Source organism: Solilutibacter tolerans, from assembly GCF_900155935.1.
Taxonomy (GTDB): domain Bacteria; phylum Pseudomonadota; class Gammaproteobacteria; order Xanthomonadales; family Xanthomonadaceae; genus Solilutibacter; species Solilutibacter tolerans.
The window spans coordinates 279654-303201 of the sequence record NZ_FTLW01000004.1 but is presented as its reverse complement, the minus strand read 5'-3'; the positions used below and the strand labels follow the sequence as shown (position 1 = coordinate 303201).

Annotated in this window: 22 protein-coding genes; 16 read left to right on the top strand and 6 right to left on the bottom strand. The window is 61.4% G+C overall.

All coding sequences use genetic code 11. The features are described 5' to 3' along the window. The first annotated feature begins 23 nt into the window (after positions 1-23). From BW989_RS09775 to metH, 3 genes are read left to right on the top strand one after another with little or no spacing between them, the layout of a single operon-like run. The gene (locus tag BW989_RS09775) at positions 24-953 is read left to right on the top strand and encodes an ArsR/SmtB family transcription factor (protein WP_076587765.1); all 930 of its coding nucleotides are present in this window, start codon (positions 24-26) and stop codon (positions 951-953) included. Beyond that, the gene (locus BW989_RS09770; protein ID WP_076587763.1) at positions 950-2050 is read left to right on the top strand and encodes a homocysteine S-methyltransferase family protein; all 1101 of its coding nucleotides are present in this window, start codon (positions 950-952) and stop codon (positions 2048-2050) included. The genes BW989_RS09775 and BW989_RS09770 overlap by 4 nt, the downstream gene beginning before the upstream one ends. Next, positions 2047-4734 carry a methionine synthase gene (gene metH, locus BW989_RS09765; RefSeq protein WP_076587761.1) on the top strand — a complete coding sequence of 896 codons (2688 nt, stop codon included), beginning with the start codon at positions 2047-2049 and terminating at the stop codon, positions 4732-4734. The genes BW989_RS09770 and metH overlap by 4 nt, the downstream gene beginning before the upstream one ends. Positions 4735-4755: 21 nt before the next feature. Here metH and BW989_RS09760 read toward each other — a convergent pair whose 3' ends face one another. The 5 genes from BW989_RS09760 to BW989_RS09740 form a co-directional block, all read right to left on the bottom strand. Continuing rightward, positions 4756-5352: a DUF2058 domain-containing protein gene (locus BW989_RS09760; protein WP_076587759.1), complete on the bottom strand. Its 597-nt coding sequence runs from the start codon at positions 5350-5352 to the stop codon at positions 4756-4758. An 18-nt stretch (positions 5353-5370) separates the two neighbouring features. After that, positions 5371-5583 carry a SlyX family protein gene (locus BW989_RS09755; protein ID WP_076587757.1) on the bottom strand — a complete coding sequence of 71 codons (213 nt, stop codon included), beginning with the start codon at positions 5581-5583 and terminating at the stop codon, positions 5371-5373. After that, on the bottom strand, positions 5580-6929 hold the full coding sequence (locus tag BW989_RS09750; protein WP_076587755.1) for a UDP-glucose dehydrogenase family protein: 1350 nt from the start codon (positions 6927-6929) through the stop codon (positions 5580-5582). Before BW989_RS09750 ends, BW989_RS09755 begins: the two co-directional genes overlap by 4 nt. Before the next feature lie 95 nt (positions 6930-7024). Then, positions 7025-7801: an FKBP-type peptidyl-prolyl cis-trans isomerase N-terminal domain-containing protein gene (locus BW989_RS09745; protein ID WP_076587753.1), complete on the bottom strand. Its 777-nt coding sequence runs from the start codon at positions 7799-7801 to the stop codon at positions 7025-7027. A gap of 80 nt (positions 7802-7881) precedes the next feature. Further along, positions 7882-8808, bottom strand: a complete 927-nt coding sequence (locus BW989_RS09740; protein ID WP_076587751.1) for an FKBP-type peptidyl-prolyl cis-trans isomerase N-terminal domain-containing protein — start codon at positions 8806-8808, stop codon at positions 7882-7884. Positions 8809-8998: 190 nt separating this feature from the next. Between BW989_RS09740 and BW989_RS09735 the strand changes: the two genes are divergently transcribed. The 6 genes from BW989_RS09735 to BW989_RS09710 are packed head-to-tail and all read left to right on the top strand — an operon-like array spanning position 8999 to position 13200. After that, positions 8999-9217 (top strand): hypothetical protein, encoded by a 219-nt coding sequence (locus BW989_RS09735; protein ID WP_076587749.1) that lies wholly within the window; start codon positions 8999-9001, stop codon positions 9215-9217. Next, entirely contained in the window at positions 9214-9585 is a 372-nt protein-coding gene (locus BW989_RS09730) for a GntR family transcriptional regulator (protein ID WP_076587747.1), read from the top strand. Before BW989_RS09735 ends, BW989_RS09730 begins: the two co-directional genes overlap by 4 nt. Next, on the top strand, positions 9570-10442 hold the full coding sequence (locus tag BW989_RS09725) for an ABC transporter ATP-binding protein (RefSeq protein WP_076587745.1): 873 nt from the start codon (positions 9570-9572) through the stop codon (positions 10440-10442). Before BW989_RS09730 ends, BW989_RS09725 begins: the two co-directional genes overlap by 16 nt. Then, positions 10439-11497: a hypothetical protein gene (locus tag BW989_RS09720; protein WP_076587743.1), complete on the top strand. Its 1059-nt coding sequence runs from the start codon at positions 10439-10441 to the stop codon at positions 11495-11497. The genes BW989_RS09725 and BW989_RS09720 overlap by 4 nt, the downstream gene beginning before the upstream one ends. Before the next feature lie 36 nt (positions 11498-11533). Then, positions 11534-12205, top strand: coding sequence for a hypothetical protein (locus tag BW989_RS09715; RefSeq protein ID WP_076587741.1), 672 nt, complete (start codon positions 11534-11536; stop codon positions 12203-12205). Between the two features lie 14 nt (positions 12206-12219). Continuing rightward, positions 12220-13200: a DUF2884 family protein gene (locus tag BW989_RS09710; RefSeq protein ID WP_076587739.1), complete on the top strand. Its 981-nt coding sequence runs from the start codon at positions 12220-12222 to the stop codon at positions 13198-13200. A gap of 9 nt (positions 13201-13209) precedes the next feature. On the opposite strand, the gene BW989_RS09705 is transcribed toward BW989_RS09710, so the two are convergent. Then, positions 13210-14616, bottom strand: a complete 1407-nt coding sequence (locus tag BW989_RS09705) for a class II fumarate hydratase (RefSeq protein WP_076587737.1) — start codon at positions 14614-14616, stop codon at positions 13210-13212. 87 nt (positions 14617-14703) lie between these two features. Between BW989_RS09705 and purB the strand changes: the two genes are divergently transcribed. The 7 genes from purB (at position 14704) to sucB (ending at position 23537) form a co-directional block, all read left to right on the top strand. Further along, the gene (gene purB / locus BW989_RS09700; RefSeq protein WP_076587735.1) at positions 14704-16068 is read left to right on the top strand and encodes an adenylosuccinate lyase; all 1365 of its coding nucleotides are present in this window, start codon (positions 14704-14706) and stop codon (positions 16066-16068) included. Positions 16069-16093: 25 nt separating this feature from the next. Further along, on the top strand, positions 16094-16705 hold the full coding sequence (locus BW989_RS09695; RefSeq protein ID WP_076587733.1) for a DUF3060 domain-containing protein: 612 nt from the start codon (positions 16094-16096) through the stop codon (positions 16703-16705). A gap of 113 nt (positions 16706-16818) precedes the next feature. Then, the gene (bla, locus tag BW989_RS09690; RefSeq protein WP_165688584.1) at positions 16819-17622 is read left to right on the top strand and encodes a subclass B3 metallo-beta-lactamase; all 804 of its coding nucleotides are present in this window, start codon (positions 16819-16821) and stop codon (positions 17620-17622) included. Then, positions 17619-18803 (top strand): cupin domain-containing protein, encoded by a 1185-nt coding sequence (locus BW989_RS09685; RefSeq protein ID WP_076587729.1) that lies wholly within the window; start codon positions 17619-17621, stop codon positions 18801-18803. The genes bla and BW989_RS09685 overlap by 4 nt, the downstream gene beginning before the upstream one ends. 2 nt (positions 18804-18805) lie before the next feature. Next, positions 18806-19282: a DUF7931 domain-containing protein gene (locus BW989_RS09680; RefSeq protein WP_076587727.1), complete on the top strand. Its 477-nt coding sequence runs from the start codon at positions 18806-18808 to the stop codon at positions 19280-19282. A 162-nt stretch (positions 19283-19444) separates the two neighbouring features. After that, a complete protein-coding gene (locus BW989_RS09675) occupies positions 19445-22279 on the top strand; it encodes a 2-oxoglutarate dehydrogenase E1 component (RefSeq protein WP_076587725.1) in 2835 nt (944 codons plus the stop codon). Positions 22280-22316: 37 nt separating this feature from the next. Then, positions 22317-23537 carry a dihydrolipoyllysine-residue succinyltransferase gene (gene sucB / locus BW989_RS09670; RefSeq protein WP_076587723.1) on the top strand — a complete coding sequence of 407 codons (1221 nt, stop codon included), beginning with the start codon at positions 22317-22319 and terminating at the stop codon, positions 23535-23537. Positions 23538-23548: the final 11 nt, after the last annotated feature.

Sequence of the window (23548 nt, the reverse complement as noted above, 5' to 3'; positions counted from 1 at the left end):
TAAATCCGGATAAAGAGATAAATATGAATCTCGAGGCTTGGTCGACCCAATTGAAGGTCTTTGCCGACGCGACACGCGTGCGCCTACTCGCGTTGCTTGAGCGGGAAGAACTCACCGTGGCTGAACTTGCCGCGATCACCGGGCTGGCGCAACCCCGCGTGTCTACGCATCTGGCCAAACTGAAGGAGGCCGGGCTGGTGCGCGACCGCCGCTCAGGGGTATCCGCGTATTACCGTTTCGATGATGAGGGCCTTGAACCCGCCCAGCGCACGCTGTGGCTGGCCATGCGCGAAGGCAGCAACGACACGCTGCTCGACCAGGATGCCGCCCGTTTACCCAACGTACTGTCCGCACGCGAGCGCGAACAGAACTGGGCTGACAGCGTAGCGGGCGATATGGAACGCCATTACTCACCCGGTCGCACCTGGGAGGCGCTTGCACGCAGCGCACTGCCGCTGCTCGACCCGGGTGACGTGCTCGATATTGCCTCCGGTGATGGTGTGATCGCTGAACTGCTTGCCCCGCATTCTGATCGCTACATTTGTCTCGACGCGAGCCGACGTGTGGTCAACGCGGCCACCGAACGACTACGCATGCACCCGAACGTGGAGGTGCGCGAAGGCGATATGCATGCCCTGCCCTTCGGTGACGAAAGCTTCGACTTGGTGGTGATGATGCACGCGCTGACCTATGCCAATCGCCCTGCCGCAGCGGTGGCTGAAGCCGCGCGTGTACTTCGTCCCGGCGGCCGCTTGCTGCTTTCCAGCCTGGGCAAGCATGCACATGCATCCGCGGTCGAGCCGTTCGGGCACGTCAATCTGGGTTTCACTCAAAAGGAACTTCAAAGATTCATCGAAAAGGCAGGCCTGTCTTTGCAAGATGCAGGCACCGTCACCCGTGAACGTCGCCCGCCACATTTCGAAGTCGTCGCATTGATAGGCGTAAAGGAATGAATAAGCTGGCGTGGCATGACGCAGCTCGCGCCCAAGCCCTGCTCGGCGCATTGGACGATCGCATCCTGGTGCTCGATGGTGCGATGGGCACGATGATCCAGCGTTATGAACTGGAAGAGGCCGACTACCGCGGTGAGCGTTTTGCCGAAGGTTACGACGCATTGTTTGCCGTCGATGGCCACGCACACGGCCCGGGCTGCGGCTGCGAAGGCCATGACCAGCGCGGCAACAACGACCTGCTCACCCTGACCCGCCCCGACATCATTTCAGGCATCCATGCCGAATACCTCGATGCCGGCGCGGATCTCGTCGAAACCAATACATTCAACTCGACGTCGATTTCGCTGGCCGATTACCGGCTGCAACATCTGGTGCGCGAACTGAATCGCGAAGGGGCGCGTCTCGCTCGCGCTGCATGCGACGCTGCCGAAGCCAAATCTCCCGGCAAACCGCGTTTCGCCGTCGGCGTGCTGGGGCCGACTAGCCGCACTGCCTCGCTCTCGCCTGACGTCAACCAGCCCGGCTATCGCGCCATCACCTTCGACCAATTGAAGGATGCCTATCGCGAAGCTACTGAAGGACTCATCGAAGGCGGCGTCGACATTCTGATGATCGAAACCGTATTCGACACCTTGAATGCCAAGGCCGCCTTGTTCGCGATCGAGGAAGCGTTCGATGCCCTCGACGCACGTCTGCCAGTGATGATCTCCGGCACCATCACGGACGCCTCCGGCCGCACGCTCTCTGGCCAAACGGCCGAGGCCTTCTGGTACTCGTTGCGCCATGTGCAACCAGTGGCGATTGGCCTGAACTGTGCGCTTGGCGCCAAGGATCTGCGTCCGCACGTCGAGGCCTTGTCGATGGTCGCTGACACCTACATCAGCACCCATCCCAATGCCGGCCTGCCCAACGCCTTCGGTGGTTATGACGAAACGCCCGAAGACATGGCCGAAGTCGTGGGTGAATTTGCACGCGCCGGATTGGTGAACGTGCTGGGTGGATGTTGTGGCACCACACCTGCGCATATCAAAGCCATCGCCGAGGTAGTCGAAGGTGTTGCACCGCGCCAGTTGCCGACGATCGAGGCCGCAGCATGACCGAGTTGCAACGCTACACCCGCCTGTCCGGCCTCGAGCCCTTGGTGGTGACACCACAGTTGAACTTCATCAACGTGGGTGAGCGCACCAATGTCACCGGCAGTGCGCAGTTCAAGAAGATGATCCTGGAAGGCCGCTACGACGATGCGCTCGTGGTCGCGCGTCAACAAGTCGAGAACGGCGCACAAGTCATCGACGTCAACATGGACGAAGGCCTGCTCGATTCCGAAAAGGCCATGGTCACCTTCCTCAACCTGATGGCCGCCGAGCCCGACATCGCGCGCATCCCGGTGATGGTGGACTCCTCCAAGTGGAGCGTGATCGAAGCTGGGCTGAAGTGCCTGCAAGGCAAAGGCATCGTCAACTCGATCTCAATGAAGGAAGGCGAAGAAGAATTTCTGCGCCAGGCGCGTCTGGTTCGCCGCTACGGCGCGGCGGTCGTGGTGATGGCCTTCGATGAGAATGGCCAGGCCGATACGATCGAGCGAAAGGTCGAGATCTGTACGCGCGCCTACAAATTGCTGACCGAGGAAATCGGCTTCCCGCCCGAAGACATCATCTTCGACCCCAACGTGTTCGCGATCGCCACTGGCATCGAGGAACACGACGATTACGCGGTCGCCTTCATCGAAGCCTGTCGTGAGTTGAAGAAGCGACATCCATACAGCCATATCTCGGGCGGCGTGTCGAACGTCAGTTTCTCCTTCCGCGGTAACGAGCCGGTTCGCCAAGCCATCCACGTGGTCTTCCTGTACCACGCGATCAAGGCCGGCATGGACATGGGCATCGTCAACGCCGGTGCCCTGCCTCTGTATGACGATCTGGACACCGAACTGCGCGAGCGCGTGGAAGACGTAGTGCTCAATCGACGCGGCGACGGCACCGAGCGTTTGCTGGAGATCGCCGACAAATTCAAGGGCAAGAAGGGCGAGAAGAAGGTCGAAGACCTGCGCTGGCGCGAGCAGCCCGTGGCATCACGGCTATCGCATGCGCTGGTTCACGGCATCGACCAATGGATCGTCGAAGACACCGAAGACGCACGCCTGGAAGCCAAGCGTCCGCTCGATGTCATCGAAGGTCCATTGATGGACGGCATGAATGTAGTTGGTGACTTGTTTGGTGCAGGCAAGATGTTCCTGCCCCAGGTGGTGAAGTCCGCCCGCGTTATGAAGAAGGCGGTCGCGCACCTACTGCCTTATATCGAGGAGGAAAAGCTCCGCACAGGCGATGTCGGCAAGAACAACGGCAAGGTCATCATGGCGACGGTCAAGGGTGATGTGCATGACATAGGCAAGAACATCGTCGGCGTGGTGCTGGCCTGCAACAACTTCGAGGTCGTTGATCTTGGGGTGATGGTACCCGCCCAAACCATCCTGGATCGCGCCCGCGAAGAGAATGCCGACCTTATCGGTCTCTCCGGCCTCATCACGCCGTCGCTCGAAGAAATGAGCCACGTCGCCAAGGAAATGAAGCGCCAAGGTTTTTCGATGCCGCTGATGATCGGTGGCGCAACGACTTCGCGTGCGCACACCGCGCTCAAGATAGACCCGCACTATGATGCGCCGACGATCTGGGTGAAGGACGCCAGTCGCGCTGTAAACGTGGCGCAGTCGCTGGTCTCAGCCGACTTGCGCACCAATTTCGTTGCGGCCAACGACCGTGACTTCGCCGAAATTCGCGAGCGCCACAAGAATCGTGGCGATGCCAAACGTCTCGTCTCGCTTACCAAGGCACGCGGGCAAAAATTTGACGGCGGCTGGGACAACTACACGCCGCCGGCGCCCATGCGACCAGGTATCCACGTGTTCGACGAATATCCGTTGGATGAGTTGGTGCCGTTGATCGATTGGGTGCCATTTTTCAACGCGTGGGAGTTGGCTGGCCGTTATCCGGACATCCTCACCGATGAAGTCGTGGGTGAACACGCCACCTCGCTTTTCAACGATGCACAGACCATGCTCAAGCGCATCGTGGATGAGAAGTGGCTGACCGCGCGCGGCGTCATTGGTTTGTTCCCGGCACAGTCACGCGGAGATGATGTGGATGTCGAGACCGCAGATGGCAACACCACTTTGCACTTCCTGCGTCAGCAAGTGGACAAGCCGGCCGAACGACCTGATTTCTGCCTGGCCGATTTCATCGCGCCTGTCGAGAGCGGCAAATCCGACTGGATCGGTGCATTCGCATGCACGGCGGGCGGCGATATCGATGAGCGCGTGGCCCGTTTCGAAGCGGACCACGATGACTACAACGCGATCTTGCTGAAGTCGCTCGCCGATCGTCTGGCCGAAACCCTGGCCGAGCGCCTGCACCAGCGCGTGCGCACCGAGTTCTGGGGTTACGAAGTTGACGAATCACTTAGCGTCGAAGACATCATCGACGAAAAATATCGCGGCATCCGCCCTGCCCCAGGCTATCCGGCCTGTCCTGAGCACAGCGAGAAGGCAACCTTGTTCCGACTGTTGTCAGCCACCGACAGCACGAAAATGACGCTGACCGACAACTTCGCGATGCTTCCTGCGGCATCCGTCTCAGGTTGGTATTTCAGCCACCCGAAAAGCCAATACTTCGTCGTCGGGCGGGTGTCGAAGGAGCAAACCGAGGACTATGCCAGGCGCAAAGGCATCAGCCTGGCGCAGGCCGAACGCTTGCTGGCAGCCAATTTGGATTACGACCCGGAATAACCGGCCATCAGGGCCCGGCGATCACCAAACCAGATCGTCGGGCACTTGGTATTGCGGGTCACCGTAAGGGTCGGCTTCGGCAGGCACGTTTGGATCCACTTTGAGGGCGACGGCTTCAGCAAAAATCGCCTCCGCCTCGGCCAAGATCGCGGCGGTGACCAAGAGATAGCGACCATTCTGTTGTAGCACACCCAGCTCGCCAGCATTGAGCGCCTTGAGCTGGTCGGCCGTGACATAGATGCGCTTAATCTTGCCGCCGTATTCGAAATGGCGGGCGATGTCAGCCGCTTCCAGGTTCAAGGTCTTGCCCTCAAGGAACACGGCCAGCTTTGCGCGCGCCTCGCGACGAAGACGTGCGGTTTCCTGTTTCTGTTTTTCGGCCTCGATGCGTTCTTCCTTTTCGCGCTGCGCACGAATCGCATAGGCCTTGCCCAGATCCATTTCGCTCGCACTTGGCTTGGTGTGATGTGGCTTCTTTTGCCCGGTAGCGGCACCTTGTTTGGCAGCAGGCGCCTTACCAGATTTGTGCGGGCTCGGCTTATTGCGGAGCTGGCGCTCGGGTTTGGGCGCAGGCTTGAAGCCTAGGCCGAGAAGTTGGTCGCGCAAGGAATCAGTCATGGAAGCGTTACAGGCAAATCAGTAATGAGGTGGTGGTGGCTCGTCTGCGGCATCGATGGTGACACCGGCGCCGCGGTTGGACCTCAACTCTTCGACCACCTTGGTCAACAGCAGCGTGTGCCGGGCGATTTCAGCACGAGCATCAGCCAAGGCGTCACTCAATTCGTTGAGCGCATGCTCCTGGAAGGCAACGCGCGATTCGAGTTCGTCGATGCGAGAAGGGTCGTTCATGCGTCTATTTTGACAGATCGGCCGCGCCCGATGCCCCAATAAGCCAACCCCTGTGTTTCAACATCGATCGGCTCGTAAAGATTGCGTCCGTCAAACACCACTGCATCGGACAATTTTCGCTTGAGCATGGCGAAGTCGGGGCTGCGGAATTGCTTCCACTCCGTAACCACGGCCAAGGCATCGGCACCTTCGAGGGCAGCATCAGCGCTGTCGCACAACACCAAATCGCTCCGCTCGCCAAAAATGCGGCGCGACTCATCGCGCGCTTCTGGGTCAAACGCGCGGACGCGGGCACCCGCTTCCCACAATTGAGCCAGTAAACGGCGACTGGAGGCCTCGCGCATGTCGTCGGTATTGGGTTTGAATGCCAACCCCCAGACTGCGATGGTCTTGCCGCGCAGGGCTTCGGCGTTGCCGTAATGGCGCAACATCAATTCAAACAGATGGCCTTTCTGCGCATCATTGACCGCTTCGACCGCATCCAACACGCGTGCCTGGTATCCATATTGCGAAGCTGTCCGTGTTAGCGCCTGCACATCCTTCGGAAAGCACGATCCGCCGTAGCCTGCACCTGGATAGATGAAATGCCAACCGATACGCGGGTCCGAGCCGATACCTTTGCGCACCATCTCGACATCCGCCCCGACTTTTTCCGCGATGTTGGCGATCTCGTTCATGAAGGAAATCTTCGTCGCCAACATTGCATTGGCGGCGTACTTGGTGAGCTCGGCAGAGCGCACGTCCATCGTCATCATGCGATCGTGATTGCGGTTGAACGGCGCATACAGTCGACGCATCATCGCAACCGCATCCTCGTCCTGCGCACCGACAACGATCCGGTCCGGACGCATGCAGTCATTGATGGCATCGCCCTCTTTCAGGAACTCCGGGTTGGACACAACCTGAAAAGGAATGTCGATGCCGCGATTCGCCAGTGCTTCGCTAATGGCGGCGCGGACCTTGTCGGCAGTGCCCACCGGCACTGTTGATTTATTGACGACGACGGAGGGGCGCTGCATGTGCTCCCCGATGCTGCGCGCTACGGCCAGGACGTATTGCAGGTCAGCGCTGCCATCCTCATCCGGCGGCGTGCCCACGGCGATGAAGATCACCTCACCAAAGTCGAGAGCATCGGCGGCATCGGTGGTGAAACGCAAGCGCCCCGCGGCATGGTTGGCCTTCACCATCGGCGTCAGTCCGGGCTCGTAAATCGGCACCACGCCCTCTTCCAAGCCTCGCACCTTGGCAGCATCCACATCCACGCATACGACTTGGTGCCCGACTTCCGCCAGGCACGTGCCAGTGACAAGCCCCACATAGCCAGTGCCGAAGATCGAAACGCGCATTGCTGCCTCCTGAAACGACGACTGCCGCATCGGCGGCAGTCGCAGTGTGCTTCAAACAGATGACAGCTTCATCACTGTCATCGCAACGAAGTGGTTCAGCCCTTCGGGGCCTTGACGATTTCCAGAAGCTCCACATCAAACACCAGCGTGGCATTCGGCGGGAACGGCGCACCCGGCAGCACTTGCTCGCCATAACCGAGGTTGGACGGAATCCAGAACTTGTACTTGCTGCCGACCGGCATCAGGCGGATACCTTCGGCCCAGCCCGGGATCACGCGATCGAGCGGTAGCACGGCCGGCTCGCCACCATGAGCCTCGGTGCTGTCGAATTCCTTGCCATCCAGCAAGGTGCCTTTGTAGGTAACCTTGACTGCATCGCCAGCGCCGGGCTTGGCACCCTTGCCTTCGCTGATGACCTGATACTGCAGACCCGACTGCGTGGTCACAACGCCCGGCTTCTTGCCGTTCTCCGCTAGGAACTTCTTGCCTTCATCGGCGTTCTTCTTGGCATCGGCCATCATTTCGGCGAGCTTCTTGGCCTGCATCTTCTGGCTGAAGGTTTCGCGGATTTCATTCGCCTGCTCTTCGGTCAGCAGCACCTTCTTGCCCTCGAGCACATCCTTCATGGCCTTGGTGACCGTGGCGAAATCCACTTCGTCCTTGGCCGGTTCGAGCATTTTGGCGACGTCCATGCCGACCATGTAGCTGATCTGCTCTTTCTCGTCCTTCAGGCCCGCGATCTTCTTATCGGCGCCCGCCTCTTCCGTCTTGGCAGCATCGGTCTTGGCAGCTCCATCGGCCGGCTTGTTGCAACCGACAAGGGCGATGGCCGCGGCCAGCGCGGAAACAGCAATAGTGGTACGCGATTTCATACGGGAACTCCAGAAGGAAATACTTGGAAAGCAGCCAGGTTCAATGACTGGCTGTGCGAATGGGCTGAGACAACGCGAGGTTATTTCAGGACTTCCATCAATTCGACATCGAACACCAACACTTGGTTCGGTCCGATGTTGGGCGGTGAGCCACGCTTGCCATAGGCAAGATCGCCTGGCACCCAGAAACGATACTTCGCGCCGACCGGCATAAGAGTCACGCCCTCGCGCCAGCCCGGGATCACCGACGACAACGGGAAGTCGGCGGGTTCGCCGCGCTGGTAAGAGCTGTCGAACACCTTGCCATTCGGCAGACGGCCTTCGTAGTTGACCTTGACCTTGCTGCCAGGCATCGGGCGTTCGCCGGAACCGGCACGAATCACCTGGTATTGCAGGCCGGAGCGCGTGGTGATCACGCCCTTCTTCGACTTGTTCGCTGCCAGGAAAGCGGCACCGTCGGCAGCATTACGCTCGCCCACTTGTGCAGCGCGTTGCTGCTGGCGCTGTGCAAAGGCAGTGCGCAGCGTGCTCGCCTCGTCGGCATCAATCAATGGCTTGCCTTTATCCAGCACCACGCGCACGCCGCGCATGAATGAAGGCACTTCGATTTCTTCGGCAATTGGTTGCAGGTTGCGACCGACATCCGCGCCCACCAGCAAACCTGCGTGGTCACGCGAAATCGCCGGCAACTTGTCGTTGTTGCCCGCTTTGCGTGCCTGTATGCGCTGCATAAGCGCGACACCCGCTGCCTTCGCTTGCGCGTCTTGCAGCATCGGTTCGCCACCCGCCAAACCATTGCGCACCGACTTTTCGAAAGCAGCCATGTCGATGTCGTCAGCCACCGACTGCAGGGAATTGCCGACATCCATGCCGATCATGTAACTGATCTTCTCGCGCTCGTTCGCCAAAGGCCTGACCGACTGCGCGTGCGCCATGCCTGCCAACATCGTCAATGTCATCAGGCCGATTACGGGCCAACGGGCCCAGCGTTTCAGGTTCGAAGTCATCCCACCATTGTCGCGGGCCTTCGGCCTGCCGGCAATAAACCCTTGGCTGGCTTCAGCTGGCGTTCTGCAGCCGGGACAGCGCAGCCATGCGCCCCATATAGGTCTTTAGTTGGGTTGGCGGGTATTGACGGCCTCTGTTTTGGTGTTATAGTTACATACAACACCACTCACCCAGAACACGGAGAACGCCATGCGACGCCATCGCCCCGCCCAGGTGATCCTGCCGATGCTCGCACTACCCCTGCTCCTCGTCGGGTTGGCGATGCTGGTGCTGCCCGAGCCCTCCGCCTACGCCCAAACCGCCAGCCATGAGCGCCGCGCAGATGCCGCCCACGGCAAGCAGCACAAGCCGGCCCGCAAACGCCATAACAGCCATTTCACCCTGATTCCCCGGAGCCTGATGCCATGACAGCCATCCAATGGAGCGACGGCAGCCCGATCTATCGCCAACTCAAGGAACGTGTTGTAGCCATGATCATCGACGGCCAGCTCAAACCCGGCGACGCCCTGCCCTCCGTAAGGACGGTGGCCGCCGAATACCAACTCAACCCGATCACCGTGTCGCGTGCCTTCCAGGAGCTGGCCGATGAAGGCCTGGTGGAAAAACGCCGCGGGCTGGGCATGTTCGTGCTGGACGGCGCGCCGCAGCAGCTCTTGTCGAGCGAACGCCAGCGTTTCCTGACCGAGGAATGGCCGCAGGTGTGCGAGCGCATCGAACGCCTGGGCCTGGACCCGGCCGAGTTGATCGATCCTTCTAAGAAATGGGGAGCACCATGAACGCTGTCGTGACTGCACAGGGCCTGGTCAAGGCCTACAAGAACAAGCGGGCGCTGGATGGCGCATCGTTCCAGATCCCGGCAGGCCGCATCGTTGGCTTGATCGGGCCTAACGGCGCAGGCAAGACCACGGCGCTCAAAGCGATCTTGGGCCTCATCCCCTTCGAAGGTGATTTGAAGGTATTGGGTCGTGATCCTCGCACCCAACGCGATGAGCTGATGAACGATGTCTGCTTCATCGCCGATGTCGCGGTACTGCCGCGCTGGATCCGCGTGCGTGAAGCTGCTGATTTCGTCGAAGGCGTGCATCCGCGCTTCTCGCGTGAACGTTTCGAGCGCTTCATCGCCAATACCCAGCTGCGCCCGGAGATGAAGGTCAAGGAGATGTCGAAGGGCATGATCGTGCAGCTGCATCTCGCACTGGTCATGGCGATCGACGCGCGCCTGCTGGTGCTGGATGAGCCGACGCTCGGTCTCGACATCCTGTATCGAAAGCAGTTCTACCAGCGATTGTTGGAAGACTACTTCGATGAGGAAAAAACCATCCTCATCACCACCCACCAAGTCGAGGAAGTCGAGCACATTCTCACCGACGTGATGTTCATTCGTGACGGCAAAGTCGTACTGGACGCGCCGATGGAAGCCGTGGGCGAGCGTTATGTGGAGGTGCTGGTCGATGGTCACAAGCTGGAGGCCGCACGTGCACTCAAGCCCATCGACGAGCGCGCCCTCGCGTTCGGCAAGACGGTGATGCTGTTTGACGGCGTCCCGCAACAACAACTCCGTGAACTCGGTGAAACCCGCATCCCGGGCCTGGCCGATCTGTTCGTCGCCACCATGAAGGGGACCTACGCATGAACGCCATCGTCAATGAAACCCGCGCGCCCATGCAGGCAACGCAGCCGCATCAAACCCACAAACTTAAGTGGTTGCTCAAGCGCGAATTCTGGGAGAACAAAGGTGGCTTCCTGTGGGCCCCGCTGATCACCGGCGCGATCTTCCTGTTGTTCACCATCCTCGGCGGCGGCACCGGTCAGTTCATGCTCAGCCGCAACGGCGCCAAAGTGATGGATTTCGAAGGCCAGCAAATCCCGCTCTCGCAAGTCGACTGGGACAAATTGATCGCCTCGGCCAGCGCGAAAGACCTTGAACAGTATGCGCAAGTGGTCAACGGCTTCACCTTGATCTCGGGGATGTGGCCGCTGATCGTGTTTGGCTTCGTGGTGTTCTTCTATCTACTGGGCTCGTTGTACGACGAGCGCAAGGACCGTAGCGTGCTGTTCTGGAAGTCGATGCCCGTGTCCGATGGCCTGACTGTCACGAGCAAGTTGCTGACCGCACTGGTCGTTGCGCCGGTCACCGCAGCATTGATTGCGTTCGCGGTGATGTTGGCAACCGGCATCGTGCTCAGCATTTTCATCGCCATCAATGGGGGCAACCCGTTCACCATCTACTGGGCGCACCTCCAGCCGTTGAAACTGCTCATGGCCATATTTGGCTGGTTGCCGGTGTATGCCTTCTGGGCACTGCCGACGGCCGGGTGGTTGATGCTGTGCTCGGCCTGGGCCAAGAGCAAGCCGTTCCTATGGGCGGTGTTGGTACCGATCCTGGCCGGCGTGCTGGTGGTGTGGTTCGGTATCTTCAGCAGTGGCAACGACGGCGACGGCTGGTTCTGGGAGCACATCGTGGCGCGCGCATTGACCAGCGCTTGGCCGGGTAGCCACCTGCTGGGATATGCAGGCACGGATTACTTTGAACGCCTGGACGATAGCCCGAATGCCTTGTACGGCCTGGATGGCGTGCTCGGTGGATTGCATCTGTTCACCATGCCTTCGCTCTGGATCGGTGCGCTGGCCGGTGCGGCGATGATCTACGCCGCCATCCGCCTGCGTCGCTGGCGCGGCGAAGCCTGACTTCAGCACACCAACCAAATCGAGAGGAATTCCGTCATGAAATTCACGCCCATTCTCGCCATCGCCCTGGTTGTCGGTGCCCCGCTATCGGCTGCCCATGCCGGGGACAAACAGGCTTCCGGCATCAACAACGAAATCCGCCAGGAACTGACGCAGGCGCGCAAGGAGGTACGCGCAGACCTTGCCAAGGCCAAACGTGAACTGGACACAGAAAACCTGCGCATCGATAACAGCCTGCAGTTTGGTGATGAAAAATCTCGCAAGGCCAAGCACGCCAAGGCCACGCTGCCCGCCGCCGAAATCACCCCACAGGGCGATTTTCTGATCGAAGGCAAGCAGCAGCGCATCGATGCCGGACAGCGTCGTCAATTGTTGGTCTATCGCGGACAGGTCATTGATGTTGCCAAGATCGGCATCGACATTGGTCAGCGCAGTGCGGAAGCTGCGCTGGATGCGGTCGACAACGGTTCATGGCTTGGCCTGATATTCGGCGGGCTGACCGGCAGTCTGGAACGCCGTGTCGAGCGTACGGTCAAGCAGCAAATCGAACCTCAAGTGCGTAGCCTTTGCCTACAGATTCCTGCGCTTCGCAACTCGCAGCAGCAACTGGCCGCAAGCCTGCCGCAGTTCCGCCCGTATGCCACGCTTGAAGCAGATGACGTTGCTGATTGCGAAAAAGACATCCGCCGCGAATTTGCGTCACGTTGATCCGGAGAACATGTATGAAACGCACGCACATCCTTAGCTCCGCCCTGCTCGCCACCACGTTGCTGGTGGCTTGTAACAACGCACCCAGTCCGCCAGCACCGCCCTCTGCGCCACCCGCACCTGACGCGCCGCAAACGATGATCGGCAAAGCCGTCGGTCAAGCCATCGTCAAGGCCCGCGAAGAGCTGGCCACCAGCAACCTCACCCTTGGCCGCGATGGTGGCATCAACATCAATGGCAGCCGCATCGGCAAAAGCGATCAACCCAAGGCCGAAATCACCCCGCAAGGCGATTTTTTGATTGAGGGCAAGGCCGTCAGCATCAATGACGATCAACGTGCGTTGCTGCTCGATTACCGCCGCCAGGTCCATGCGATGGCCGAAACCGGCATGGCGATGGGCGTGAAAGGCGCCGATCTTGCCGGCACCGCGATCAAAGAAGCCATTGGCGGCATCTTCAATGGCGATGGTCAGCAGGTTGAGCAGCGCATCGAGGCCGAAGCCAGGAAGCTGGAAGCCGAAGCCAAACAACTCTGCGTCCAGTTGACGCCATTGCTGGCGACGCAAACCAAGCTAGCTGCGTCATTGCCCGAATTCCAGCCCTACGCGACATTGACGCAAACCGACGTGGACGACTGCGGCAAGCACGGCGGCGCTTCAGTCATCGGCGGCAACGGCAAAGAGGTGCAGGCGGAAATCCGCGACAACATCCGTCGTTCGGTCCAGACCGCCGTGCAAGGCGCGACAGCCGCCAGTGGCGCCAGCAATACCACGACGGTGAATGGTGTTCGCTTCCTGCTGCCGTTGGGTAGCGTGGCGGTCAACTCCGTCGGTTCCACCACCACGCTGGATGTCGGCAATGACCTGGAGGTCAAGCTGGAGGATGGCCGCATGTGGGTCAACGGCACTCGCTATGCGCGCCCGGCTAAGGGCACTGAAGTCGACCTGCGCACCGAGGGCCAGGTGTTGGTCGACGGCAAGCCGAGTTACCCCTGACGCATCAGATCAACCGCCGGCGGACGATCCAGCATGGATCCCGCCGGCGGTCAGCGCCTTGGGATCGAGCAAACGCTTGAGTTGTGCTTCAGCCAAACCACTGTCTTCGATGGCGACGTCCAGCACCGGCCTACCTTCCTTGTACGCGCGCTTGGCAATGGCCGCGGCTTTCTCGTAACCAATCACCGGATTCAGCGCCGTCACCAGAATCGGATTGCGCGCGAGCGCCGCATCGACGACATCCTTGCGAACGCTCAGCCCGGCGATGACGCGATCCGCCAACAGGCGCATGCCGTTTGATAGCCACTCCATCGCATCCAGCAGATTGCCCGCGATCAGCGGCAGCATGACGTTGAGCTGGAAATTGCCACTCGCGCCCGCCACCGTATTCGCGGTGTGCAGCCCCATCACTTGCGCCGAAACCATCGCCAGCGACTCGCAGATCACCGGATTCACCTTGCCCGGCATGATCGAGCTGCCTGGCTGCAGTGCCGGCAATTCCACTTCGCCAAGGCCAGCCAAGGGACCTGCGTTCATCCAGCGCAGATCGTTGGCGATCTTGGTCAGCGCCACCGCCAGCGCGTTCAACTGACCGGACAGCTCGACCAGATCATCCTGCGCGGCAATGCCCTCGAACTTGTCGGCGGCGGATTCGAACTTGATGCCGGTCGCCTGTCCCAACGCAGTCGCCATCTTCTTGCCAAAGCGCGTGTGCGCGTTGATGCCGGTGCCGATCGCGGTACCGCCGATCGGCAGGCGACGCACACGCCTTTCCGTATCTTTGAGACGCGCCTCGCACGAGGCCAATTGCGCCGACCACGCACCGAATTCCTGCGCGAAAGTGAGCGGCATCGCATCCATCAAATGCGTGCGCCCGGTCTTGACCACATTCTTGAGGCCGCGTGCGCGCTTGTCGATGGTCTTGCGCAGGTGCGTGATGGCGGGGAGCAATTCGTGCTTCAGGGCAACGACCGAGGCGACCCGCATCGTGGTCGGAATCACGTCGTTCGAACTCTGACCCAGATTGACGTGGTCGTTGGGATGCACGGCCAAGCGCTTCGTCGATGCGAGCCGCGCGATCACCTCGTTGGCATTCATATTGGTCGAGGTTCCCGATCCGGTCTGGAAGCGATCCAGCGGGAATTGATCGTCGAATTCACCATCGGCCACCAATCGGGCCGAGCGCGCAATCGCCGCTGCGCGCTTGTCATCCAGTAAGCCCAGGCCCGCGTTGACCTCGGCGGCAGCGGCCTTGATCGCGCCCAGTGCGTGAATGAAACCCGGGTGCATCGGAATGCCGGACACCGAGAAGTTCTGCACCGCGCGCTGGGTCTGTGCGCCCCATAACGCGTCTGCAGGCACCTGCAACTCGCCCATGCTGTCGTGTTCGATACGGGTCTCGGGTGACTCGGCCATGCCGACGCTCCTTGGGATCAGGCCGCCAGCCTAACGCCCCGCCCGTTTAGAATTGGCGAATTCCCCGCACAACCTACGGCCCGCCGAATGTCCCACGCCCTCACCGCCCTGTCCCCGCTCGATGGCCGCTACGCCGGTAAGGTCGATGCTCTGCGCCCGATCTTCTCGGAATTCGGCCTGATCAAGGCGCGGGTGAAAGTGGAAGTGGAATGGCTGCTGGCCCTGGCCGCGGAGCCCGGCATCATCGAGCTGAAGCCGTTTTCCGAGGCCGCCATCGCGCGCCTGCGTGCATTGGCCGATGATTTCTCGATCGCTGATGCGCAGCGCGTCAAGGACATCGAGGCCACCACCAACCACGACGTCAAGGCCGTCGAATACCTGATCAAGGAAAAGTTGAAGGACGATGCCGAGCTGGGCCCGGCGCTGGAATTCGTCCACTTCGCCTGCACCAGCGAGGACATCAACAACCTGTCCTATGCGCTGATGCTGCGTGAAGCCCGCGCCGAGGTCGTGTTGCCGAAGATCGATGAGGTGATCGCCAAGTTGCGCGACATGGCGCACCTGCATGGCGCACTGCCAATGCTCTCCCGCACCCACGGGCAGACCGCCTCGCCCACCACCGTCGGCAAGGAAATCGCGAACGTCGTCGCCCGCCTCGACCGCCAACGCAGCGTGCTGGCTGCGCTGCCGATGCCCGGCAAGATCAATGGTGCGGTCGGCAACTACAACGCGCACGTCGCCAGCTATCCGGATATTGATTGGCCGGCGTTCTCGCGCGCCTTTGTCGAATCGCTGGGCCTGGATTGGCAGCCTTACACCACGCAGATCGAACCCCACGACGGCATCGCCGAGATGAGCGACGTGATGAAGCGCATCGACACGATCTGCATCGACTTGTCGCGCGACATCTGGGGCTACATCTCGCAGGGCTATTTCAAGCAAAAGCTGAAGGCCGGCGAAGTCGGTTCCTCGACCATGCCGCACAAGGTCAACCCGATCGACTTCGAGAATGCCGAAGGCAACTTCGGCATCGCCAACGCATTGTTCGAGCATTTCGCTGCAAAGCTGCCGATCAGTCGCTGGCAACGCGACTTGACCGATTCCACCGTGCTGCGTGCGCTGGGCACCGCGTTCGGCCATGCACAGATCGGTTTCGATGCGTTGCTGCGCGGTTTGGGCAAGCTGGAAGTGAATCCCGTGCGCCTCGCCGCCGACCTCGATGCCAGCTGGGAAGTGCTGGCGGAAGCCGTGCAAACCGTGATGCGCCGCTACGGCCTGCCCGAGCCCTACGAACAATTGAAGGCGCTCACGCGCGGTCAGGGCATCACCCCCGATTCGATGCGCGCCTTCGTCGACGGGCTGGACCTGCCGGCGGACGCCAAGCAGCGCCTGCTCGACATGACGCCCGGCAGCTACATCGGCCTGGCGGATCGTCTGGCGCGAGATATTTGACCCATCCCCCACCAGGAGTTTGCACATGATTCGTTCACTGTCGCCATCCCTGTTCGCTATTGCCATGCTCTCGTTGACAGCCTGTCAGCAAGCGGAAGCTCCACTTGCCGCTACCACCCCACAGGCGTCTGCTGCGCCCAACGCCAACCCCACGCCGGCTGAACCTGCATTGGCCGCGGCCACCGAAGCCGCCACGACTGCCAGCGCAGACGATGGCAAGCCCGTGCTTCGGGTGAATTCACGCAGCGGCAATATCGATTGCAACAACAAGCATGTCGAAGTGCTCGAAAATAATGCCCAGCTGACGTTCAAAGGCCAATGCCTGGACCTCTTTTTCATCGGCGACAACGTCACCGCCACGATTGCCGATGCGCGTCTGGTGCAGGTTGTGGGTAACCACGCAAAACTGACGATCGCCGGCGACATCAACGAATTGCGCCAGCTAGGCGATGGCGGCCAGCACACCCTGGCCAAGGTTGATGGCCTGCTCTATGTACAAGGCAACCAGAATCAAGTCGACCTTGTCACTGCAAAGGAGCTGCATGTGATTGGCCGGGACAATAATGTGCATTGGAGCGCAGCTACCCCTGAAATCAACGACCTTGGCAGCAGCAATGTATTGAAGGCCAAACAGTGATAAGAGCCTTGGCCGCCAGTGGCCTTCTCCTGGCCTGCGCACTAGCGTTCTCCGCTTGTCACGCCACGCCTGTTGCGCAGTCACCTGCACCACCGGTTTCCACCCAGCTACCCGTGCCCACACCCTGCGCCGAAGATGCAGGCTGGAGCGACCCGACCACGCCACGCCATGTGTTTGGCAACACCTGGTTTGTCGGCACCTGCTCCATCGGCGCGTTCCTGGTCACCTCACCGCAAGGCCATGTATTGATCGATGCGGCCACGGCTGAAGCGGCGCCGCACATCGCCGCCAATATTCGCGCCTCGGGTTTCAAGGTCGAGGACATCAAGACCATCCTTGTCACCCACGAACACAATGACCACGTCGGTGGCGTGTCGGAACTGCAAAGACTGAGCGGCGCCAAAGTGCTGGCCCGCAGCGCCGCCGCGGATGCATTGAAGGCCGGGATCGCGGATCGTCGCGATCCGCAATTCGACATTGCCGAACGTTTTCCCGTGGTCGCCAATGTGCACACACAAGTGGATGGCGAAGCTGTGGTGCTCGGCCCGCTGCGCATCGACCATCTGCCCAACACGGGCCACACCGCCGGTGGCTCGGGCTGGGCATGGACCAGTTGCGAAGGCGAGACTTGCCTTCGCATCGTCTATCCGGACAGCGTGACGGCGATTTCCGACAAGACGTATCGATACGTGGATCACCCCGCGCATGTCGCTGCCTTCCTCGAGACGCTAGCGCGCATCAAGGCAGAGCGATGCGACATCCTCCTCACCACCCACGTGCAAGCCAGTAACTTGCTGGCGCGCCTGGATGGCAAGCAAGCGTTGGTCGATACTGACGCGTGCAAGGCCTATGCGGACCGTGGCCTGCAGGTATTGGAGAAACGCTTGATGGATGAAAAGAACGGAGTCGCGCCATGATCGAAGTCGATGCCGCCAAGTCAAACCACGGCGTGCTGGGCATGCCGGCGGTGCAATTCCTGCGCGAGTACTGGCAGAAGAAGCCGCTGTTGATCCGCAATGCATTCCCGGCGTTTGACTCGCCGATCCAGCCGGAAGATCTGGCAGGCCTCGCCTGCGAGGAAGGCGCTTTGGCGCGCATCGTGCGCCACGACCGCAGCAACGACACCTGGCAGCTGGAAACCGGCCCGTTCCCGGAAGAAAAATTCCCGGACATGCCGCATCAGGACTGGACGCTCCTCGTGCAAGACGTGGACAAGTGGGATGCGGACGTGCGTGCGTTGTTCGATGCGTTTCCCTTCCTGCCGCGCTGGCGCATGGACGACATCATGGTGTCGTTCGCGGCGCCGGGCGGTTCGGTTGGAGCGCACATCGACAATTACGATGTGTTCCTGCTGCAGGGCGTGGGGCATCGCCGGTGGCAGATCGATACGCGTGCCAACCCCGACGAAGCGTATCGAGACGACGTTCCGCTTCGACTCCTCAAGCACTTCAACCCGAACCACGATTGGGTGCTGGGCCCGGGCGACATGCTGTACGTGCCGCCGGGCGTGCCGCATCACGGCACGGCCGAAGATGCCTGTCTGACCATTTCGGTGGGCCTGCGTGCGCCCTCCAGCGCGGAGTTGCTCGAGCACTATGCCGACACGCTGACCTTCGACGCCGACGAGCGCATCCGCTATGCCGATGGCGACATCGCCCTGCCGAAGGACCCGAACGAAATCGACGAGGCGGCGCTCGATCGCGCATTGGCCGCGCTGAACCAGTTGAAGCTCTCCAGCCGCGATGAACTCGGCGAATGGTTTGGCCGCTTCGTCAGTGCGTATCGCGTGGCGGAAGGACAAGCGCCCTCGTCCGCCGATGCAGTGGGCGAAGACATCGTTGCCAGCGTCAACGGCGGCGCTGCCTGGTTGCGCCATCCCTATAGCCGCATGGCCTGGCGCCGGATGGGCGATGGCGCGCTGTTGTTCGTCAACGGCGCGGCGTTCCAGACCTCGGTAGCTGATGCCAAGTTGATCGCTGCGACCGATGCGGTGGATGCCTCATTACCTGCCGGTCTGACTGCCAAGGGCCGCGAACTGTTGCAAACCCTGGCCGATGGCGGCCACTACCAACTGGACGAAGACCACGCGGAGGCTTGAGCATGGATACCCGGCGCGTGGAAACCGTGGACGAGATCATTGCGGCGATCAGCGACATCGCGGCAAATGCCGGGCGTCAGTTGATGTTCTTCCTCCCCGACGCGAGGGATGAAGTGTGGTCTTCGCCTGCCCTGCTGCAAATCGTGCGCAGCTACGCCACCGCCCGTAGTCATCGCGAGGCCAGCTGGCTATTCGGGGCGGTGGGCAACCTGGCCCGAGACCACGGCTCGCTGGCTGCCCTCGCCCAACGCCTGCCCAGTCTGGTGTTACTGCGCCAGGCTGATGTGGATTTCACGCTGCCTGCCGCGCAAGGCTTCGTCGCCAATGATCGCGGCCAGCTGTTGCTGCTCGATAGCGGCGAACGCCTGGCGGGCATCTTCACCAACACCAATGAGCGCTCACGGCCCTTGGCTGCGCGCTTTGACGAGGCCTGGGAGCGTGCTCGCCCCCTCTCGGAACTGCGCGCATTGGGTATTTGAATCAATCGGATCCCAACATCCAGCCAAGTCGTGATGCAGCGCAGCGCTGGGCGGCATATAATTTCAGGCCCTTCCAACCGGCCATTCAGCTTGTCTTCCGAGGCGGCGTGAAAACCTCGGGTAATTCAAACGCTTGGCCCATCGCAGACGTAGCGACCCGACATGGCGGATAGCCTCCTGAAGCAGTTTGCCCGGTCTTCCCAACTTGGCGCCAATGCGGCGTACATCGAAGACCTTTACGAGCAGTACCTTGCCGCGCCTGAGAGCGTCGGGCCGAAATGGAAGCAATATTTCGACGAATTCAAAGGCCGCGAGGCAGGTGATGTCCCGCACTCGGTGATCGCCGATGCTGTGGCTACGGCCGGCCGCGAGGCTAAGCGCGGGCAAGTCGGGGCCTCCACCGGTACCGGTGACGAGCGCGAACGCAATATCGGCCGCCTGATCACGGCGTACCGCTCACGCGGGCATCTGGCGGCGAAGATCGACCCGCTCGACATGCTGGTGCATCCGGACGCCCCCGATCTCTCGCTCGGCTTCCATCGCCTGTCCGATGCCGACCTCGGCAGCGAGTTCAGCACCGGCGGCGTGGCCGGTAAGGAGCGGATGAAGCTGGGCGATCTGCTGAGCACCCTTAAGGCTACTTACACCGGCTCGATCGGCGCCGAGTTCATGCACATCACCGACGCCGAACAGCGTCGCTTCATGTATGACCGTCTGGAAGCCGCCGCCGGCAAGTTCGGCCGCAGCGCCGACGACAAGAAGCGCATTCTCGAGCGCCTGACCGCCGCGGAAGGCCTGGAGCGCTACCTCGGCACCAAGTACGTCGGCCAGAAGCGTTTCTCGCTGGAAGGCGGTGACTCGCTGATCCCGATGATGGACCAGCTGATCCGCTACGCGGGTAGCGCCGGGGTCAAGGAAATGGTGATCGGCATGGCCCACCGTGGCCGCCTCAACGTGCTGGTCAACACGCTCGGCAAGCCGCCGCGCGCCCTGTTCGACGAGTTCGAAGGCAAGTTCGAGCACCCGACGCACGATCGCGCCCACACCGGCGACGTGAAGTACCACATGGGCTTCTCGGCCGATGTCGCGACACCCGGCGGCCCGATGCATTTGGCGCTGGCGTTCAACCCGTCGCATCTGGAAATCGTCAACCCGGTGGTCGCAGGCAGCGTCCGTTCGCGCCAGCTGCGTCGTGGCGGCAAGGAGCGCAAGCAGGTCGTGCCGGTGCTGCTGCACGGCGACGCCGCGTTCGCTGGCCAAGGCGTCGGCATGGAGCTGTTGCAGATGTCGCAGGCGCGCGGTTTCGCGGTCGGCGGCACGCTGCACATCGTCATCAACAACCAGGTCGGCTTCACCACCAGCGAGCGTCAGGACGCCCGCTCCACGCTGTACAGCACCGATGTCGCCAAGATGGTCGGCGCACCGGTCCTGCACGTGAACGGTGACGATCCGGAAGCCGTGGTGTTCTGCACCGAACTGGCCTTCGATTTCCGCCAACGCTTTGGCCGCGATGTCGTCATCGACCTCGTCTGCTATCGCCGCAACGGCCACAACGAGGCCGATGAGCCAGCCGCGACCCAGCCGCTGATGTACCAGAAGATCCGCGCGATGAAGACCACGCGCGAGCTCTACGGCAATGCCCTGGCCGCCGAAGGCGTGATCGGCGCGGATGCGGTGAAGGCCGCCGCCGATGCCTATCGCGACAAGTTGGATGCAGGCGAAGTCACCGCTGAAGTGGTCAAGGTCGCCCCCGATCCGCTGACGCCCGACTGGAGCAAGCTGCTCGAAGGCAAGCTGGACGACCAGGTCAATACCACCTTCCCGCGAGCCGAGCTTGATGCCTTGGCGGTGCAGATCAACACCATCCCGGCCGAAATCACCCTGCATCCGCGCGTCGCCAAGATCTACGACGACCGCATGAAGATGGCCAAGGGCGAGCAGCCGGGCGACTGGGGCTTTGCCGAGAACCTGGCCTACGCCACCTTGCTCAAGCAAGACTTCCGCCTGCGCCTGGTCGGCCAGGATTCTGGACGCGGCACCTTCTTCCATCGCCATGGCGTCCTGCATGATCAGAAGACAGACCAGTACTACCTGCCCCTGCAGCAACTGGTGAAGAATCCGGAATACGCGACCATCATCGATTCGCTGCTCAGCGAAGAAGCCGTTATGGCGTTCGAATACGGTTATTCCACCACCGATCCCAACACGCTCGACATCTGGGAAGCGCAGTTCGGCGACTTCGCCAATGGCGCGCAGGTGGTCATCGACCAGTTCATCGCCTCGGGCGAGGCCAAGTGGGGTCGCCTGTGCGGTCTGGCGCTGTTCCTGCCGCACGGTTACGAAGGCCAGGGCCCGGAACACAGCTCGGCGCGCTTGGAGCGCTTCCTGCAGCTGTGCGCGCTGGACAACATGATCGTCTGCGTGCCCACCACGCCGGCGCAGGCGTATCACATGATTCGCCGCCAGCTGTGCATGGATACCCGCAAGCCGCTGGTGGTGATGACGCCCAAGTCGCTGTTGCGCCACAAGCTGGCCGTGTCGTCGCTGGAAGAACTCGCCGACGGCGAATTCCAGCACCTGATCCCAGATGCCAAGGCCGATGCGAAAGCAGTCAAGCGCGTCGTGCTGTGCTCGGGCAAGGTCTATTACGACTTGCTGGAAGATGCAGAGAAGCGCGGCCAGACCGATGTCGCCCTTATCCGTGTCGAGCAGCTGTATCCGTTCCCGCGTCAGCAGCTGACGGCGGAGCTTTCCAAGTACCCGATGGCACGCGATGTCATCTGGTGCCAGGAAGAGCCGCAGAACCAGGGGGCGTGGTTCCAGATCCGTCATCACCTGGTCGCCTGTCTGGCCAACACGCAGTCGTTGTTCTACGCCGGTCGCGGACGTTCGCCGTCGCCCGCCGCGGGCCATTTCAGCGATCACGTCGCCGAGCAGCAGAAGCTGATCGCCGACGCCCTCGTCAACGAACCTGGCCTTGAGCCGGGCGTCGAGTAACCTTTCCAATTCATCGAACAATTCATCGGACCCCATCATGGCCACCGAAATCAAAGTCCCGGTTCTTCCCGAATCCGTCTCCGACGCCACCATCGCCGGTTGGCACAAGAAAGTGGGCGATGCCGTCAAACGCGACGAGAACCTGGTGGATCTGGAGACCGACAAGGTCGTGCTGGAAGTCCCCTCGCCCGCCGACGGCGTGCTGAAGGAAATCAAGTTCGACACCGGCGCGACCGTCAACAGCCAGCAAGTGATCGCGATCATCGAAGAAGGTGCGGTTGCTGAGGCCGCACCCGCAGTAGCACAGCCCGCCGCGGGTGCGCAGGAAGTGCAGCCGAAGGCTGAGGCCGCGAAGGAACAAGCGGCAGCACCGAGCAGCACCACCCCGCAGTCGGCCGCTGGCAACACCTCGCAGCTGCCGCCGGGCGCCGCCTTCACTGCGAAGAAGGAAGGCATCGATCCGGCGCAGGTCGAAGGCACTGGCCGTCGTGGGGCGGTGACCAAGGAAGACCTGATCAATTACGCCAGCGGCAAGACCGCGGGCGTCGGTGGTGGTGCACGCCCGGAAGAGCGCGTGCCGATGACGCGCATCCGCAAGACCATCGCCAAGCGCCTGATGGAGTCGAAGGAATCGATCGCCATGCTCACCTCGTTTAACGAGGTGAACCTCAGCAAGGTGATGGCGATGCGCACGGAGCTGCAGGACGACTTCGTCAAGGCCAACGGCATCAAGCTGGGCTTCATGAGCTTCTTCGCCAAGGCCGCCGCCAACGCACTGCAGAAGTACCCGGTGATCAACGCGTCCGTGGATGGCGACGACATCATCTATCACGGCTATGCCGACATCTCGATCGCCGTGTCCACCGACAAGGGCCTGGTGACGCCTGTGCTGCGCAACGTCGAGCGCATGGATTTCGCCGAGATCGAGAAGAGCATCGCCGGCTACGCCAAGGCGGCGCGTGATGGCGGCCTGAAGCTGGAAGACCTGCAGGGCGGCACCTTCACCATCACCAATGGCGGTACCTTCGGTTCGCTGTTCTCCACCCCGATCGTCAACCCACCGCAGTCGGCCATCCTGGGCATGCACGCCATCAAGGACCGCGCCATCGTCGAGGACGGCCAGGTCGTGGCCGCGCCGATGATGTACATCGCATTGTCCTATGACCACCGCATCATCGACGGCAAGGACGCAGTACTGTTCCTGGTCGACATCAAGAACCAACTCGAGAACCCGCATCGCATGCTGCTCGGCATGTAATCGGCCCTCGC

Coding starts and splice junctions, on each gene's coding strand:
- BW989_RS09775 (WP_076587765.1), top strand. CDS start 24: ATGAATCTCGAGGCTTGGTCGACCCAATTGAAGGTCTTTGCCGACGCG.
- BW989_RS09770 (WP_076587763.1), top strand. CDS start 950: ATGAATAAGCTGGCGTGGCATGACGCAGCTCGCGCCCAAGCCCTGCTC.
- metH (WP_076587761.1), top strand. CDS start 2,047: ATGACCGAGTTGCAACGCTACACCCGCCTGTCCGGCCTCGAGCCCTTG.
- BW989_RS09760 (WP_076587759.1), bottom strand. CDS start 5,352: ATGACTGATTCCTTGCGCGACCAACTTCTCGGCCTAGGCTTCAAGCCT.
- BW989_RS09755 (WP_076587757.1), bottom strand. CDS start 5,583: ATGAACGACCCTTCTCGCATCGACGAACTCGAATCGCGCGTTGCCTTC.
- BW989_RS09750 (WP_076587755.1), bottom strand. CDS start 6,929: ATGCGCGTTTCGATCTTCGGCACTGGCTATGTGGGGCTTGTCACTGGC.
- BW989_RS09745 (WP_076587753.1), bottom strand. CDS start 7,801: ATGAAATCGCGTACCACTATTGCTGTTTCCGCGCTGGCCGCGGCCATC.
- BW989_RS09740 (WP_076587751.1), bottom strand. CDS start 8,808: ATGACTTCGAACCTGAAACGCTGGGCCCGTTGGCCCGTAATCGGCCTG.
- BW989_RS09735 (WP_076587749.1), top strand. CDS start 8,999: ATGCGACGCCATCGCCCCGCCCAGGTGATCCTGCCGATGCTCGCACTA.
- BW989_RS09730 (WP_076587747.1), top strand. CDS start 9,214: ATGACAGCCATCCAATGGAGCGACGGCAGCCCGATCTATCGCCAACTC.
- BW989_RS09725 (WP_076587745.1), top strand. CDS start 9,570: ATGGGGAGCACCATGAACGCTGTCGTGACTGCACAGGGCCTGGTCAAG.
- BW989_RS09720 (WP_076587743.1), top strand. CDS start 10,439: ATGAACGCCATCGTCAATGAAACCCGCGCGCCCATGCAGGCAACGCAG.
- BW989_RS09715 (WP_076587741.1), top strand. CDS start 11,534: ATGAAATTCACGCCCATTCTCGCCATCGCCCTGGTTGTCGGTGCCCCG.
- BW989_RS09710 (WP_076587739.1), top strand. CDS start 12,220: ATGAAACGCACGCACATCCTTAGCTCCGCCCTGCTCGCCACCACGTTG.
- BW989_RS09705 (WP_076587737.1), bottom strand. CDS start 14,616: ATGGCCGAGTCACCCGAGACCCGTATCGAACACGACAGCATGGGCGAG.
- purB (WP_076587735.1), top strand. CDS start 14,704: ATGTCCCACGCCCTCACCGCCCTGTCCCCGCTCGATGGCCGCTACGCC.
- BW989_RS09695 (WP_076587733.1), top strand. CDS start 16,094: ATGATTCGTTCACTGTCGCCATCCCTGTTCGCTATTGCCATGCTCTCG.
- BW989_RS09685 (WP_076587729.1), top strand. CDS start 17,619: ATGATCGAAGTCGATGCCGCCAAGTCAAACCACGGCGTGCTGGGCATG.
- BW989_RS09680 (WP_076587727.1), top strand. CDS start 18,806: ATGGATACCCGGCGCGTGGAAACCGTGGACGAGATCATTGCGGCGATC.
- BW989_RS09675 (WP_076587725.1), top strand. CDS start 19,445: ATGGCGGATAGCCTCCTGAAGCAGTTTGCCCGGTCTTCCCAACTTGGC.
- sucB (WP_076587723.1), top strand. CDS start 22,317: ATGGCCACCGAAATCAAAGTCCCGGTTCTTCCCGAATCCGTCTCCGAC.